A 13,879-nucleotide genomic window follows, 5' to 3' on the forward strand; every position below is an offset into this window, starting at 1 on the left:
GAGGGGGCAAGCCCCCTCCCACATTTTTAAGCTGTGCAAGTCAATGAAACCTCACTCTGCTTTTGCAACCCGATGCCGCGTCTACCCGGCCAACGGATCTGTACTCAATCAAGAAGCCAACCATGCAAACGTCTAAATTCCGCAAAATCGGCCTCCTGGCAGCATTGGCCGTCGCCATCGGCCTGATCATCTACACCGTAAAGGCCCCCGCCGACGCCCCCCAATACCTCACCGCCACCACCGAACGCGGCGATATCGAAAACGCAGTATTGGCCACCGGCCTGCTCGAAGGCATCAAGCAGGTCGACGTCGGCGCCCAAGTCTCCGGCCAGCTCAAATCGCTGAAAGTCAAAGTCGGCGACAAGGTAAAAAAGGGCCAGTGGCTCGCCGAAATCGACCCGCTGATCCTGCAGAACACCCTGCGCAAAGCCCAGGTCGACGAAGAAAACCTCCAGGCCCAACGCCGCGCAACCGCCGCGCAGCTCAAGCAGGCCAAGTCTGTCTATGAGCGCTACAAGGGCCTGCAGGCCGACGAATCGGTGTCACGCCAGGATTTCGAAGACGCCGAATCAAGCTTCCAGGTGCAGCAGGCCAACCTGCTGTCCCTGGACGCACAGATCAAAAGCGCACACATCCAGATCGACACCGCCAAGGTCAACCTGGCCTACACCCGCATCAACGCGCCCATCGACGGCGACGTAGTGGGCATCGTCACCCAGGAAGGCCAGACCGTGATCGCCAGCCAGCTCGCACCGGTACTGCTCAAGCTGGCGGACTTGGACACCATGACCGTCAAGGCCCAAGTCTCGGAAGCGGATGTGATTCATATCAGCCCCGGCCAGCAGGTGTACTTCACCATCCTCGGCGAGGCGGACAAACGCTATTACGCCAAACTGCGCGGCACTGAACCAGCCCCGCAGAACTTCCTCGAAACCCAGACCGCCGGCACCCCCAAGCAGAACACCGCGGTGTTTTATAACGCGCTGTTCGACGTGCCCAACCCTAACCACCGCCTGCGCATCGCCATGACCGCACAGGTGCGCATTGTGCTCGACACCGCCGAGGCCGCGTTGATGGTGCCGGTGGCGGCGCTGGGAGCACGCAATGCCGACGGCAGTTACCCGGTGCGGGTGCTGGATGCCAAGGGCAAAGCGGTAGAGCGCAACGTCAGGACCGGCATCAATAACAACGTCAAAGTGCAGATTCTGGATGGCCTGGCCGAGGGCGACAAGGTGGTGATCGGCGACGCCACACCCGCCGTGGCAGGGAGCTGATCCATGACTCAGCCTCTGTTGGAACTCAAGGGCATTACCCGTAGTTTCATGGCCGGCGAGCGTGAATTCATCGCGCTCAAAGGCATCGACCTGACGATTCATGCCGGGGAAATGCTGGCGATCATCGGCGCCTCGGGCTCGGGCAAATCGACCCTGATGAATATCCTTGGCGGCCTGGATTACGCCACCGCCGGCAGCTACAAGATCAATGGCATCGAAACCCGCTCCCTGGGCGATGAGCAACTGGCTGAGCTGCGCCGTGATTACTTCGGCTTTATCTTCCAGCGCTACCATTTGCTTGCTCACCTGAGCGCCTTGCACAACGTGGAAATGCCAGCGATTTATGCCGGTACTCCTGAAAGCCAGCGTCACAGTCGTGCGCGGGAGTTGCTCCAGCGGTTGGGCCTGGCGAGTCATATCTCCCACCGGCCCAGCCAGCTGTCCGGCGGGCAACAACAGCGCGTGAGTATCGCGCGGGCCCTGATGAACGGCGGCGAAGTGATCCTCGCCGACGAACCCACCGGCGCCCTCGACACCCACAGCGGCAAGGAGGTGATGCGTATCCTCGCAGAGCTGCACGCGGCCGGGCACACGGTGATCATCGTCACCCACGACCCCAAGGTCGCCGCGAATGCCCAGCGCATTGTCGAGGTGTGTGACGGTGAGATCGTCAGCGACAAGGTCAATGACAGCGTTGACCTGGAGCTGCCCAGCGAAGCGCCGATCGAGCCCAGGCGCAGCGGAGCGCGGCGCCTGGTGGCGAGCCTGGGGCTATTCAAGGAAGCCTTCAACATGGCCTGGGTGGCGCTGATTTCGCACCGCATGCGCACCTTGCTGACCATGCTCGGCATTGTGATCGGGATCACCTCGGTGGTGTCGATCTCGGCCATCGGCGAAGGCGCCAAGCGCTATGTGCTCAAGGACATCCAGGCGATCGGCAGCAACACCATCGATATCTTTTCCGGCACCAGCTTTGGCGACAGTCGCGCCTCGGCGATCCAGACGCTGATGCCCTCGGATGTGGACGCGCTGAACCAGCTGTATTACGTCGACAGCGCCACGCCGGTGGTGGGCCGCAACCTGTTGCTGCGCTTTGGCAACATCGATGTGGATGCCCAGGTCAACGGCGTCAGTGATCGCTACTTCAAGGTCAAGGGCCTCAAGCTGGAAGCCGGCATTGCCTTCAGTGAAAGCGATGCGCGACGCCAGGCCCAGGTGGTGGTGATCGACCACAACACCCGCCAGCGGCTGTTCGGGCCGAACATCGACCCGCTGGGCCAGGTGATCCTGGTGGGCAACCTGCCGTGTACGGTGATCGGCGTGACGGCGGACAACAAGAACATGTTCGCCGCCAGCAAGGCGCTGAACGTGTGGGTGCCGTATGAGACGGCGGCGGGGCGCCTGTTGGGCCAGCGTCATCTGGACAGCATCACCGTGCGCATCAAAGACGGCCAGCCGAGCAAGGTGGTGGAAGACAACGTCAACAAGCTGATGCTGCAACGTCACGGCACCAAGGACTTCTTCACCAACAACCTCGACAGCATCATGCAGACGGTGCAAAAAACCAGCCGTTCCCTGGCGCTGCTGTTGTCGTTGATTGCGGTGATTTCATTGCTGGTGGGAGGCATTGGCGTGATGAATATCATGCTGGTGTCGGTCACCGAGCGCACCCGCGAGATTGGTATCCGCATGGCGGTGGGGGCGCGCCAGTCGGATATTCGCCAGCAGTTTCTGGTGGAGGCGGTGATGGTGTGTTTGATCGGCGGGATCATCGGGATCTCGTTGTCCTACGCCATCGGTTATCTGTTTTCGCTGTTTGTGAAGGAGTGGGAAATGGTGTTTTCGGTGGGCTCGATCATTACCGCGTTTGCCTGCTCGACACTGATCGGCATTGTGTTCGGTTTTGTGCCGGCGCGAAATGCGGCGCGGTTGGACCCGATAGAGGCATTGGCAAGGGACTGATCCCTATCTGCCAATGAGGACCCCATGTGGGAGGGGGCTTGCTCCCGATAGCAATTTTTCAGTCAAAGATGTAATGGCTGATACACCGCTATCGGGAGCAAGCCCCCTCCCACAGTTTGATCTGCGTCCGCCTAGAAACGGGTGCTGTCTTGGGTCGAGTACATCCACCGCAACAACGAATGCCGCCCACTGATCCCCAGCTTGATCGCCGCGCGCTTGAGATAGCTTTCGATGGTGTTGACCTTCAATGCCAGTTGTTCGGCCAGCTCCGGTGCGGTGCGCCCGGCCAGCAGGCCCACGCACACTTGCAGTTCACGGTTGGACAGGGTCAGCCCCGATTGCACCAGGCGCTCCTGGATGCGTCGGCGCAGGGTTTCGATGCCCTGGTGCTGTGGCACTGCCGGCGGGCTGTCCTGACGGCCAGGCTGGATCGCGGTGATGTGTTTTTCCACCATGGGCAGCAACAGCGTGGAGAAGTCCTGCAACATGCTGCGCTCTTGGGCAGAAAAACTCTGCGAGGGGTGCGAGCGGTACACCGACAGCACGTAGCGCACATCGTCCTTGTGTCGGGTGAGGTGCAATTGTGCGGCGGGTTGCTCGGCCCCCAGGGTTGCCACCGAGTCGGTGTAGACCGGGCTGATCTTGCGGCGGCTGTGGCCTTCGCTGTTGACCTGCAGCTGGGTGATATGGGTGGCGTCCACAGCCAGTTGGGTGAGGATGAGGTCATGCAGCATACGTGGGAAATGGCGGCTGCCGGTGCTGGCGATGACCTTGCCTATATGTGGGAACAGGTGTGAGTTCATCAATTCGTCCATGAGTTTCGGGTACAGGTATTGGGTGTTATAGCGGCGGGAGTCAACAAGGTAACCGCTATGAATAACCTGCACGGATAATCCTTCCCGCCGCCACCATGCTAGTACAGGCTGGCGAAGGCAGGGGGATCCAATCGATAAAATTCAGATTAAAAACGCATAACGGTAGTCGGATCCGTCCGACCACCGCCAGGATAAAAATCACTTTACGTGTAGGCGCTATCTCACAGCAGAGGGCGCTGTCGCGGCCTGACGCACCGTGTTGCGGCCGCACTTGGCCAGGGCCTGATGCACATCCGCCAACAGGTCGGCGACGTCTTCAAGCCCCACCGACAAACGCACCAGGCCCTCGCTGATACCGTGCTGCGCAAGTTGCTCGGGGGTATAGGTGGAGTGGGTCATGCTCGCCGGATGTTGCGCCAGCGATTCGGCATCCCCCAGGCTGACCGCACGGGTGAACAGTTGCAGTGCGTTCATAAAGCGCCGCCCCGTCTCGATCCCGCCCTTGAGTTCAAAGGCAATCATGCCGCCGGGCAGTTTCATTTGCCGGGTCGCGAGTTCGTACTGTGGGAAGGACCGCAGCCCGGGGTAGATCACACTCTCCACGGCCGGGTGCGCCTGTAAGGCTTCGGCCAGCGCCTGGGCATTGCTGCAATGGCGGTCCATGCGCAGGGCCAGGGTCTTGAGGCCGCGCATCAGCAACGACGCGTCCTGGGGCGACATCACCGCGCCGGTCAGGTCCTTGAGCCCTTGCAGGCGAATGCGCTGTGCCAGCGCCTGGTTGCTCACCGCAATGCCTGCGGTGATGTCGCCATGGCCGCTGAGGTATTTGGTGGCCGAGTGCACCACCACATCGGCACCCAGTTCCAGGGGCCGTTGCAGGTAGGGCGTGCAGTAGGTGTTGTCGACCACCAGGGTGACATTCGGCTGTTGATGGGCAAGCCTGGCCACGGCGGCGATGTCGATCAGGCGCAGGTTGGGGTTGGCCGGGGTTTCGCAGTAGATCATGCGGGTCGCCGGGGACAAGGCCGCTTGCAGGGCGGCCAGGTCGGTCAGGTCAACATGCCGCACCTTGATGCCGAATTCGCCGATGCCGTGGTGCAACAGAGCGAAGGTGCAGCCATACAGGGTCTGGCTGACGATCACCTCGTCGCCCGGGCGTAGCAGGGTCCAGAACGTCGCGGCAATCGCGCCCATGCCGGAGCTGAAGGCCACCGCCGCTTCACCGTTTTCCAGGGTGGCCATGCGTGATTCCAGCAGCGCCAGGGTCGGGTTGGAAATGCGCGTGTAGAAGTGGCCGCTGGCTTCGCCGGCAAAGCACGCGGCGCCGTATTCAACCGTGGGAAAGGCGAAGGTGGCCGACAGGTAAATCGGCGGTACGAGCGCGCCGTGGTGGTCCTTGGGGTCATAGCCGTGGTGAATGGCACGGGTGGAAAAGCCGCAGGTGTGGTGTTTATTGGTCATGTCGGGCGCTCCTTATTTCCTACAATGCTATGCTCATAACCACGGACGAACCTTGCAAAAACTGCTGGAAAAACCCGCGTTTGTGAATCAAACACCGATAAAAATAATGATTAGAGGCACGTTATGCCCATCAAGCTGGACCGCACCGACAAAGCCCTTTTAAACGCATTGCAGGGCAACGCCCGCCTGACCGTGGCCGAACTGGCCGAGCGGGTCGCCTTGACGACCTCACCCTGCTGGCGCCGGGTGCGCACCCTGGAGGAAAGCGGGGTGATCAGCGGCTACCAGGCGATCCTCTCGCCCAAGGCGCTGGGCTATGGGGTGACCGCGTTTGTCAGCATCATGATGGACAGCCACACCCAGGAAATCGCCCGCGCGTTCGAGCAGCGCCTGTTGGAGATTCCGGAAATCGTGGCGTGCCATAACGTGTCGGGCCGCTATGATTTTTTGCTGGAAGTGGTGGCCAAGGACCTGGAATCGTTTGGCGAGTTTGCCCGCGAAGTCTTGCAGACCTTGCCCTGCGTCAAGGAAATCTATTCGAGCTTTTCGTACAAGTCGGTGCGGCCGTTGCGGGTAATTCCGTTGCCGGGGTGAACGGCTCAAAACACCTCAATTGGCTTTTCTGTAGGAGCAAGCTTGCTCGCGAAAAACCTGAGAGCGCCGCGCTTGGGCTGTAAACCCGCGTCATCGTTGACGACCTTCGCGGGCAAGCCCGCTCCTACAGGGATTCGCGCCCGGCATGGGCATTGCTCTGCGCCACTTCATGCAACAACGCCTCAAACACCCGCTGCACCCGTGGCTCATCACTGTGGGCCACATTGAAGCGCATCGAGTCGCGATGGGCCGGGTCGTAGCCAAACAGCGCACCGGGCGCCAGCACCATGCTGCGTTTCAACGCTTCCTGGGCCAGCAATTCGCCGTTCACCCCCTTCGGCAGACGCGCCCAGATAAACATTCCGCCTTCATAGGCCATCGGCAGTTCGCAGCCGCAGCGCTTGAGCCATTGTTCGACGCGTCCACCGGCCTCCATCAGGCGTTGCACCATGCGCTTGCGATGCTTGGCATAACTGCCTTCGGTGAGCATACGGTAGACGATCTGTTCGAACAGTTCGGAGGTTACGCCGCCGCTCATCAACTTCATATTGGTGAGGTTGGCAGCCAGTTGCGGCGCGGCCACGACGTAGCTGACCCGGGTGTTGGCGCTGAGGATCTTGGAGAACCCTGACAAGTAGGTGACCTGGTCGAGCCCGGCGACGGCAGCCAGGCGCGGGGGAGGGTTGGGGTGCAGGTCGCCATACAGATCATCCTCGACGATATGGCAGTGGTATTGCTGGGTCAGCTGCAGCAGGCGAAACGCTTGGCTGGGGCTGAAGGTATGCCCGGTGGGGTTATGCAAAACGCTGGTGGTCAGGTAGAGGCTGGGGCGGTGTTCGGCCAGCAACTGTTCGAGGGCTGCGAAATCGAAACCGTCGGGGCGGCGCTCAATGGTAACGACCTTGACCCCATGCAGCGCCAGGTTGGCGTGGAAGTTGAAGTAGCACGGCGCGTCGAGCAACACCGTGTCGCCAGGTCGGGCCAGCAGGCGCATGAGCATGTCCAGGCCCTGCACAGTGTTGGGCGTGGTGATGATCTGTTCCACGGGCACCGACAAACCTTCACCGTGCAGTTTCTGTTGCAGCGCCTGGCGCAACGGCAGCAGCCCGGCTGGCGTGCCCAAGCCTGCGATGCGCAGCGTTGGCGCACGCACCACGCTGCGCATGGCCTGGCGGATCGCTTCGCCATTGAGCCATTCCTCCGGCAAGTGCCCACCGCCGGGGCGCAGTTCGCCGCTGGCGGTGACCAGTGGGCGACGCAATATGCTGAGCAGGTCCTGGGGCAGCAAGTCGACCCAGGTCGCCGTTGCTGGCCGGGCGCTGTCCATCGCCACGAAGTAGCCACGGCCTTGGCTGGAGGTGAGCAAATGGCGCCCGCGCAGGCGGTCCAGCGCCTCATTGAGGGTGAACTTGCTCACGCCCAGGGTCTGGGTCAATTCCCGTACCGACGGCAACTTGCTGCCCGGCGCCCATTCGCCGTTCTCGATGGCCTGGCTGAACGCCTCGACGATCTGCTGGACCTTGGGGGTGCCTTCCACAAAAGCGATGGCGGATACAAACATGACGGGTCCTTGTGTTTGCCGGTAATTTTACCGGTGAAGTCAGGCCGAATTAGGCATCACTTTACCTGCCTTGTGCAATGCCGCTGCCCTAGACTGCGCCGTAACCAGACCGCCAAGACCGCCCTGGGGCGGGCGCTTGAGGCGTGTTTCTTTCCATTCAAGGTCCGCGGCCATGACAAGTGCATTAACCCTGTCTTCGTTTCTCTACTTCCTGCTGTTTTGCGCCACCATGACCTTCAGCCCCGGCCCCATGACCCTGTTGTTGCTGAGCTTGGGCTTGAAGGACGGCCTGCGCAGTTCGATCCCGGCGCAGATCGGCGCCAGTGTGTCGTACCTGATTTCCATCCTGATTTTTGCCGTCGGTTTCTCGGAACTGATCAAGGGCAACCTTGCCATTACCCAGACCATCCAGTTTGTCGGGGTGGCCTACATTCTCTACCTGGCCTACAAGCAGTGGACCAGCAGCGGCGTGTCGATCAACAACGCGGGCGCCGTGGAGGGCTCGCACAGCCTGTTTGGCAAAGGGCTGTTGACCGGGTTTTCCAACCCCAAGACCATCATCATGTTCAGTGCGGTGTTCCCGCAGTTTGCAGGCGCGGGGGAGCACAGTTCGGCGGCGGACATCGCCATCCTCGGGGCGACCTTCCTGTTGCTGCAATTTGCCAGCGGGTGCCTGTATTGCTATTTCGGCCAGCGCATCAAGCATGTACTGGAAAACCCCAAGCGGCGGGTGTTGTTGCAGCGGGGCACCGCAGTACTGCTGTTGGGCGTTGCATGGATGCTGGCGCGTGGCTTTTCACACTGAAGGATTAGCGTGTAAGCAGTAGTGGCGATTTGACGTTGCCCTGTTAGACTCCAGGCACTCACTCAGGATCGCACCCCACCATGCCAGCCGTAGGAGGAAAGGGACTTCCGCTCGCTTCGCGCTTGTACAAATCTCGTCTTCTGGGGCTGAGCCTCGGCTTCATCTGCGTGGTGTTTGCCATGTATCCGCTGAGTCCTTCCCTTTGGGTGTGGGCCTGGATGCTGATCAACGCTTTTGTGTGGCCGCATGTGGCGTTTCAATTGTCTTTGCGTGCAGCCCATACCCTGGGCAGTGAGCGCCGTAGCCTGTTGTTCGATTCTTTTTGCGGCGGGTTTTGGGTCGGCGCGATGCACTTCAACCCACTGCCCAGCGTCACCACCCTGTCGATGATGACCATGAACAACGTGGCCATCGGTGGCACGCGCTTTATGCTGGCGGGGTGGGCGGCGCAGGCGCTGGGGCTGGGCGCGGCGCTGCTGATTTTTGCGCCTGGTTTTATCGCCGTGACCACCCAGGCCCAGTTGTATGCCTGCCTGCCGATCCTGATGCTGTATCCCCTGGTGCTGGGCTGGATCTGCTACCGCCAGGCCGTGACCCTGGCCCGGCACAAGCGTGAGCTGTTGGCCTTGAGCCGCACCGACAGCTTGTCCGGCCTGCTCAACCACGGTGCCTGGAAAGACCACCTGGACATCGAGTTCCAACGCTGCCGCCGAAACCAGGCGGGCGCCGCCATCGCGCTGATTGATATTGACCACTTCAAGACCATCAACGACACCTACGGCCACGTGACCGGCGATATCGTCCTGCGCCAATTGAGCAAAGTGCTGCGCCAGAACCTGCGCGCCACCGATCTGGCCGGGCGTTATGGCGGCGATGAGTTCTGCGTGATCCTGCCGGACATGCCCCTCAATCGCGCCACCGAAGTGATGGAGGCCTTGCGCGATCGCTTCAACGCCTTGGCCTATGCCCAGGACCCGGCATTGCGCGTCAGCTTGAGTATCGGCCTGGCGCCGTACCAGCCGACCCACGCTGACTCCATCGGTTGGCTCAACGATGCCGACCAGGCGTTGTACGAAGCCAAGAGCAGCGGGCGCAACCGGGTGAACGCCGTGCAGGAGGGTTGGTTGCGGTCGGTCTAGTGAGATAGGGTGTGGGGAGCCCATTCCAACAAAAAAGGATCGCTCCATGCTCTTCACTTTCCCGCGTACCCTGCTGGCCGCCACCCTGGCGTTGTCCTTCGTCATGCCGGCCTACAGCGCCGAACCTCACAAGCAGATCCAGGCGGATGCCGAGCAGTACAAGGCCCAGGCCCTGAAGCTGTTGGAGCGCCTGGTAAATATCGACTCGGGGTCAGGTTACGAGCCGGGCCTGACCCAAGTGCGTGACATCGCCGTGGATGAGTTGAAGCAATTGGGGTTCAGCATTGAATTGGTACCGGACAAGGCGGCCAATAACAGCCACGTGGTTGCCACCCTCAAAGGCACCGGCAAGGCCAGGATCCTGCTGATGGCGCACATGGACACTGTCTTCAAGGAAGGCTCGGCCGCCGAGCGCCCGTTCCACATCAAGGATGGTCGTGCTTACGGTCCCGGCGTGATGGATGACAAGGGCGGCATCGTCGCCGGCATCTACGCGCTGAAAGTCCTGAAAAACCAGGGCTTCAAGGACTACGCACAGATCACCTTCCTGCTCGACGCCAGCGAAGAAACCGGCTCTGAGGCTGCCTCGGAACTGATCCGTAAAACCGCCAAGGGCCATGACGTGACCCTCAACCTGGAACCCGGCCGCCCAGCGGACGGCCTGGTGGTATGGCGCAAAGGCAGCGCGACCGCGGTGGTCGAAGTCAAAGGCAAGTCCGCCCACGCCGGCGTCGCCCCGGAACTGGGCCGCAACGCCGCCATGGAGGCCGCGCACCAGATCCTGCAACTGGGCAAGCTCGGTGATGAAGAGAAGAAGACCACCATCAACTTCACTGTGCTCAAATCCGGTGACCGCACTAACGTTATCCCCGACCAGGCCACTGCCAAGGCCGACGTACGTGCGGCGGTGCCGGAAGAGTTCGATCGAATCGAGAAGGATCTGGCGCGGGTATCAGCCAACAAGTTGATCCCCGACACAGAAGTGAAAACCAGCCTGCAACGTGGTTTGCCACCAATGCCGCAAACGGCCGAATCGGATAAGTTGGTGGCGATCGCCCAAGGTATTTATGGCGAGCTGGGGCGCAAGTTGACCATCGAAGGCAGTGGCGGCGCGGCAGATGCCAGCTTGTCGGCCGGGGTAGGGACGCCGACGTTGGATGGGTTTGGGATTGTGGGGGGCAATATCCACACGGCGGAGGAATATGCCGAGGTGGAGAGCGTGGTGCCGCGGGTTTATCTGTTGAGTCGGATGATTATGGAGCTGGCCAAGCGCTGATCGAAGCGTTGGATTGCCGTACTGAGGAGATTCAAATGTGGGAGGGGGCTTGCTCCCGATGGCGGTGGATCAGCTTGCATATGCTTTGGCTGACCCACTGCTATCGGGAGCAAGGCCCCTCCCACATTGGATATTCAGTGTGGTCAAGATTCGGGTCACCATGTGGCAGGGTCTTCGAGGCTGGCTTTTTGGAGGTCTTCTTTCCAGACCTCCTGAGCGATAATATATATGCCCTTTAAAAAGCCTCTCGGGTCATGCAGCTCGTACCACTCTGCTCTCGGCCAAGATCCGGCTTCATCTTCGCCTATCTCAAATAAGCTCTTAAAGTTATAGTTTTGGTCGTTCAATTTGGCCTTTAGGCTTTCAATTAAAACGTATTTGTGTCGGTACGAAAGATAGCTCAAATTTAAAGCGTATTTTTTTATGAGCTCTTCTCTATCAGCTTTTTTGTTTGGATCATATTGCTCTAGCTCTGTGCCAAGCTCTTGCTCGCGATCATAAATATCAAAAACCCCAATAAACCACATTAGGCTAGGATCAAACGGCTCATTTAAGAAAGGGTCTTTTAACATTATCGTTCTTAGAGTTGATCAGAACCTTAGATTGCAGTGCTGATGAGATTCAAATGTGGGAGGGGGCTTGCTCCCGATGGCGGTGGATCAGTTTGCATATGCATTGACTGAGCCATTGCTAGCGGGACAAGCCCCTCCCACATTGGATATTCAGTATATCCAAGACTCGGGTCACCATGTGGCAGGGTCTTCGAGGCTGGCTTTTTGGAGGTCTTCTTTCCAAACCTCATTGGCCAGTCTATAGATGTCCGCGAAGAAGCCTCGGGGATCGGCGATTTCTGTTTCGTTCTAGGCCATTGTTATGTATTCGTCATAATCGCTTTCAAATTCTTTGGCGAAATCGAAGTCAGGGTTGCTCAATTCATTCTTAAGCATTGAGATTAGTATGTATCGATGCCTGTAAGAAAGGTACATCAAATCTTTTAGGATAAAATCTTTTATTATTGTTTCTCTTTCTTTAGTGTTGTTCGGATCATATCTCCATAACGTCTTGCCTTTGGTTTCTTCAAGATCATATATTGACAGCGCTGCCAGTATGTAAGAGATCTTAGGCGTGAAAGGCATGTCTCTAAATGGTGATTTCAGCATTGTAATGCTCAGTATGGGAACGCAGTGAATGTGCGGGTTATATTATATTTGTCAAATCTAACTTCCATGTTGTTCATGTTTTCCATCTGTTTCGGATTGTTTTTGTCTTTTTTGTTGGGTTTGTATCTGTGTCCGGAGTTTGGGATTTCCATTCTTGCTACGGGATTACCGAGATTGTCATACCCTGTATGTAATGAATTGTTTCCTTGTGCTTTATAGATGGCTTTATTGAGAGCCTGAAGATATATTTTCCAGCTTTTGAGTTGAGGGCTTGAGTTTACTTTCTCTTTCTTTCCAGTCTGGGTATTCATTGTGTTGAAAATCGGCTCGATACAACTGGGGTGTCATGACTTGTTTATTTAGGAAGTTGTCGGTATTAATATTCTCTACGGTCTTCAAGTGGTTCTATCTGTCTTGTATGGAAGCAGCAATTAAAAAGTAGTTTGTGCTGGGTTATTCATTCGCAGTTGCTTCCGCTTTGTAGTGGGTTAGGCAGTCAAGTAGTGTTTTCATGAAAGCTCTATTGTCGATGATGTCATCCTCAAAGTAAGTGTCGAAGAGATAGAAGACTGAATCGAACGTTTCGTCGGTTAAAAGATAATGTCTTATAGTCTCGATGAACCAATCCTGCTCTTCAGGGGTATAAGTATAAAATACTGGCTTGGTTAAAGTATCGAAAAGTTCCATTAGTTCTTTTGGGTTGTTGATATTTTTTGAAGCAATGATCTCTTCTCTTTCAAGATTTCTAGTGTTTTCGATACAGTAAGTAAAAAGCAAGCCTTTAAGTATTGATAGTTGTGGTCGTCTTTTCATTTTTAAAAATCCGTATAGGCGGTAATTGGGTTTCCATTTTCATTCAGATACACAACCGCTTTTCTCTGTTTTCCATATTCTAGCCCATCTCTTTTATACCCTTCGCCTATGATTTTTCCCATATCCATTGGGGGTGGAGCGCTTGCTCGACCATTGAGTTTGAAAATTAACATTGCGCGGTCAATCGCGTTTAATTGGTCTCTATGGCTGAGGAAATGTGTAGCGGCGCTTGGAGGTCTCGGTTGTCCAGCTCTCCTGCCTCTTTCGAACGTTTCTATCTCTCCAGTGGTTGGGTTCCTAGCTGTCATTACCCGCTCTAGTTGAGACGCTAGCGACGTCTGTGCACCGTGTTTTTCTAAGAAATGCGCACCTGGAATCGACGCTTCAAGCTCTGATAAACGCCGATGAGCATTTGATTCTGCGAGATCATCAATTCTTGCCTGCCGCTGCGCGCGGGTCAGTTGCGGTAAGGCAGGCTCTCCGTGGTTAACACTCTCCGCAGGATTTGGAGCACTAGTGCTGGGTTTACACCCGTCAGCACCTGGGCATGTATTTAAGCCTAGTGGATCTACCCATCTCGTCGGATTGGGCACGTACTGATAGGAGTTGATCCCACCCGCCAACTTCACCGGATCCGGTGTCAGGTAACGACCAATATCCGGATTGTAGTAGCGATGGCGGTTGTAGTGCAGTCCGCTTTCCTGGTCGAAATACTGACCCTGGAAACGCAGCGGATTTTCGATTTTGCCCACGTCGAGGCGGGCGATCTGGCCGTAGGCGCGGTAGTGGGCGGACCAGACGATTTCGCCGTCTGGGGCGGTGAGTTCTTGTGGGGTACCGAGGTGGTCGAGTTGGTAGTGGTAGGGCTTGGTGTCCTTTGGACCATAGCCTTCCAGCAGCGCCAATGGGCGGAAGCTGTCCGGTTCGTAGATGTAGCTGCGATGACAGTCCGCATGGTGTTCGGCAATCAGCTTGTCGCCTTGCCAGAAAAACTCCGTGGTTATGTCATCCACGGTCTT

At 57.7% G+C, this 13,879-nt stretch carries 12 protein-coding genes and 1 pseudogene; 6 read left to right on the forward strand and 7 right to left on the reverse strand.

Features of this window, described 5'->3' with window-relative positions; genetic code table 11:
- Window positions 1-122 precede the first annotated feature (122 nt).
- Both macA and TK42_RS15060 read left to right on the forward strand, forming a co-directional pair.
- Complete coding sequence (macA, locus tag TK42_RS15055) at window positions 123-1,274, forward strand: macrolide transporter subunit MacA (RefSeq protein ID WP_032880740.1); 1,152 nt, start codon at window positions 123-125, stop codon at window positions 1,272-1,274.
- A gap of 3 nt (window positions 1,275-1,277) precedes the next feature.
- A complete protein-coding gene (locus TK42_RS15060; protein WP_032880741.1) occupies window positions 1,278-3,236 on the forward strand; it encodes a MacB family efflux pump subunit in 1,959 nt (652 codons plus the stop codon).
- Window positions 3,237-3,367: 131 nt separating this feature from the next.
- Here TK42_RS15060 and TK42_RS15065 read toward each other — a convergent pair whose 3' ends face one another.
- Together TK42_RS15065 and TK42_RS15070 are read right to left on the reverse strand one after the other, a co-directional pair.
- Window positions 3,368-4,039, reverse strand: coding sequence for a helix-turn-helix transcriptional regulator (locus tag TK42_RS15065; RefSeq protein ID WP_177327439.1), 672 nt, complete (start codon window positions 4,037-4,039; stop codon window positions 3,368-3,370).
- 228 nt (window positions 4,040-4,267) lie between these two features.
- Window positions 4,268-5,512 (reverse strand): methionine gamma-lyase, encoded by a 1,245-nt coding sequence (locus TK42_RS15070; protein WP_032880742.1) that lies wholly within the window; start codon window positions 5,510-5,512, stop codon window positions 4,268-4,270.
- 123 nt (window positions 5,513-5,635) lie between these two features.
- Here TK42_RS15070 and TK42_RS15075 point away from each other — a divergent pair, with 123 nt between their 5' ends.
- Window positions 5,636-6,106, forward strand: coding sequence for an Lrp/AsnC family transcriptional regulator (locus tag TK42_RS15075; RefSeq protein WP_005788981.1), 471 nt, complete (start codon window positions 5,636-5,638; stop codon window positions 6,104-6,106).
- 29 nt (window positions 6,107-6,135) lie between these two features.
- On the opposite strand, the pseudogene TK42_RS27350 reads toward TK42_RS15075, so the two are convergent.
- Both TK42_RS27350 and TK42_RS15080 read right to left on the reverse strand, forming a co-directional pair.
- A pseudogene (locus TK42_RS27350) lies at window positions 6,136-6,240 on the reverse strand (outer membrane lipoprotein carrier protein LolA); the annotation flags it as partial.
- Window positions 6,231-7,667 (reverse strand): PLP-dependent aminotransferase family protein, encoded by a 1,437-nt coding sequence (locus TK42_RS15080; RefSeq protein WP_103734595.1) that lies wholly within the window; start codon window positions 7,665-7,667, stop codon window positions 6,231-6,233. The gene TK42_RS15080 and the pseudogene TK42_RS27350, both read right to left, overlap by 10 nt.
- A 172-nt stretch (window positions 7,668-7,839) precedes the next feature.
- Here TK42_RS15080 and TK42_RS15085 point away from each other — a divergent pair, with 172 nt between their 5' ends.
- The 3 genes from TK42_RS15085 (at window position 7,840) to TK42_RS15095 (ending at window position 10,887) form a co-directional block, all read left to right on the forward strand.
- A complete protein-coding gene (locus TK42_RS15085; protein ID WP_103734596.1) occupies window positions 7,840-8,472 on the forward strand; it encodes a LysE family translocator in 633 nt (210 codons plus the stop codon).
- An 80-nt stretch (window positions 8,473-8,552) separates the two neighbouring features.
- Window positions 8,553-9,611: a diguanylate cyclase gene (locus TK42_RS15090; protein ID WP_103734597.1), complete on the forward strand. Its 1,059-nt coding sequence runs from the start codon at window positions 8,553-8,555 to the stop codon at window positions 9,609-9,611.
- 46 nt (window positions 9,612-9,657) lie between these two features.
- Window positions 9,658-10,887, forward strand: a complete 1,230-nt coding sequence (locus TK42_RS15095) for a M20/M25/M40 family metallo-hydrolase (RefSeq protein WP_078821560.1) — start codon at window positions 9,658-9,660, stop codon at window positions 10,885-10,887.
- A 155-nt stretch (window positions 10,888-11,042) separates the two neighbouring features.
- Here the strand turns inward: TK42_RS15095 and TK42_RS15100 are convergent, their stop codons facing one another.
- The 3 genes from TK42_RS15100 to TK42_RS15115 form a co-directional block, all read right to left on the reverse strand.
- Window positions 11,043-11,459 carry a hypothetical protein gene (locus tag TK42_RS15100; RefSeq protein ID WP_177464480.1) on the reverse strand — a complete coding sequence of 139 codons (417 nt, stop codon included), beginning with the start codon at window positions 11,457-11,459 and terminating at the stop codon, window positions 11,043-11,045.
- A gap of 1,041 nt (window positions 11,460-12,500) precedes the next feature.
- Window positions 12,501-12,860, reverse strand: a complete 360-nt coding sequence (locus tag TK42_RS15110; RefSeq protein ID WP_103734599.1) for a hypothetical protein — start codon at window positions 12,858-12,860, stop codon at window positions 12,501-12,503.
- A 2-nt stretch (window positions 12,861-12,862) separates the two neighbouring features.
- The coding region (locus TK42_RS15115; protein WP_177464482.1) for an RHS repeat-associated core domain-containing protein at window positions 12,863-13,879 on the reverse strand (1,017 nt) is incomplete at its 5' end.

Origin of the sequence: Pseudomonas sp. GZJR-8, from assembly GCF_002916705.1 — a bacterium.
Taxonomy (GTDB): Bacteria; Pseudomonadota; Gammaproteobacteria; order Pseudomonadales; family Pseudomonadaceae; genus Aquipseudomonas; species Aquipseudomonas synxantha_A.

Excerpts from the sequence above, each read along its gene's own strand:
- TK42_RS15095 (WP_078821560.1), top strand. The coding sequence starts at position 9,658 with ATGCTCTTCACTTTCCCGCGTACCCTGCTGGCCGCCACCCTGGCGTTG.
- TK42_RS15060 (WP_032880741.1), top strand. The coding sequence starts at position 1,278 with ATGACTCAGCCTCTGTTGGAACTCAAGGGCATTACCCGTAGTTTCATG.
- TK42_RS15090 (WP_103734597.1), top strand. The coding sequence starts at position 8,553 with ATGCCAGCCGTAGGAGGAAAGGGACTTCCGCTCGCTTCGCGCTTGTAC.
- TK42_RS15100 (WP_177464480.1), bottom strand. The coding sequence starts at position 11,459 with ATGTTAAAAGACCCTTTCTTAAATGAGCCGTTTGATCCTAGCCTAATG.
- TK42_RS15085 (WP_103734596.1), top strand. The coding sequence starts at position 7,840 with ATGACAAGTGCATTAACCCTGTCTTCGTTTCTCTACTTCCTGCTGTTT.
- TK42_RS15075 (WP_005788981.1), top strand. The coding sequence starts at position 5,636 with ATGCCCATCAAGCTGGACCGCACCGACAAAGCCCTTTTAAACGCATTG.
- TK42_RS15110 (WP_103734599.1), bottom strand. The coding sequence starts at position 12,860 with ATGAAAAGACGACCACAACTATCAATACTTAAAGGCTTGCTTTTTACT.
- TK42_RS15070 (WP_032880742.1), bottom strand. The coding sequence starts at position 5,512 with ATGACCAATAAACACCACACCTGCGGCTTTTCCACCCGTGCCATTCAC.
- TK42_RS15065 (WP_177327439.1), bottom strand. The coding sequence starts at position 4,039 with ATGAACTCACACCTGTTCCCACATATAGGCAAGGTCATCGCCAGCACC.
- macA (WP_032880740.1), top strand. The coding sequence starts at position 123 with ATGCAAACGTCTAAATTCCGCAAAATCGGCCTCCTGGCAGCATTGGCC.
- TK42_RS15080 (WP_103734595.1), bottom strand. The coding sequence starts at position 7,667 with ATGTTTGTATCCGCCATCGCTTTTGTGGAAGGCACCCCCAAGGTCCAG.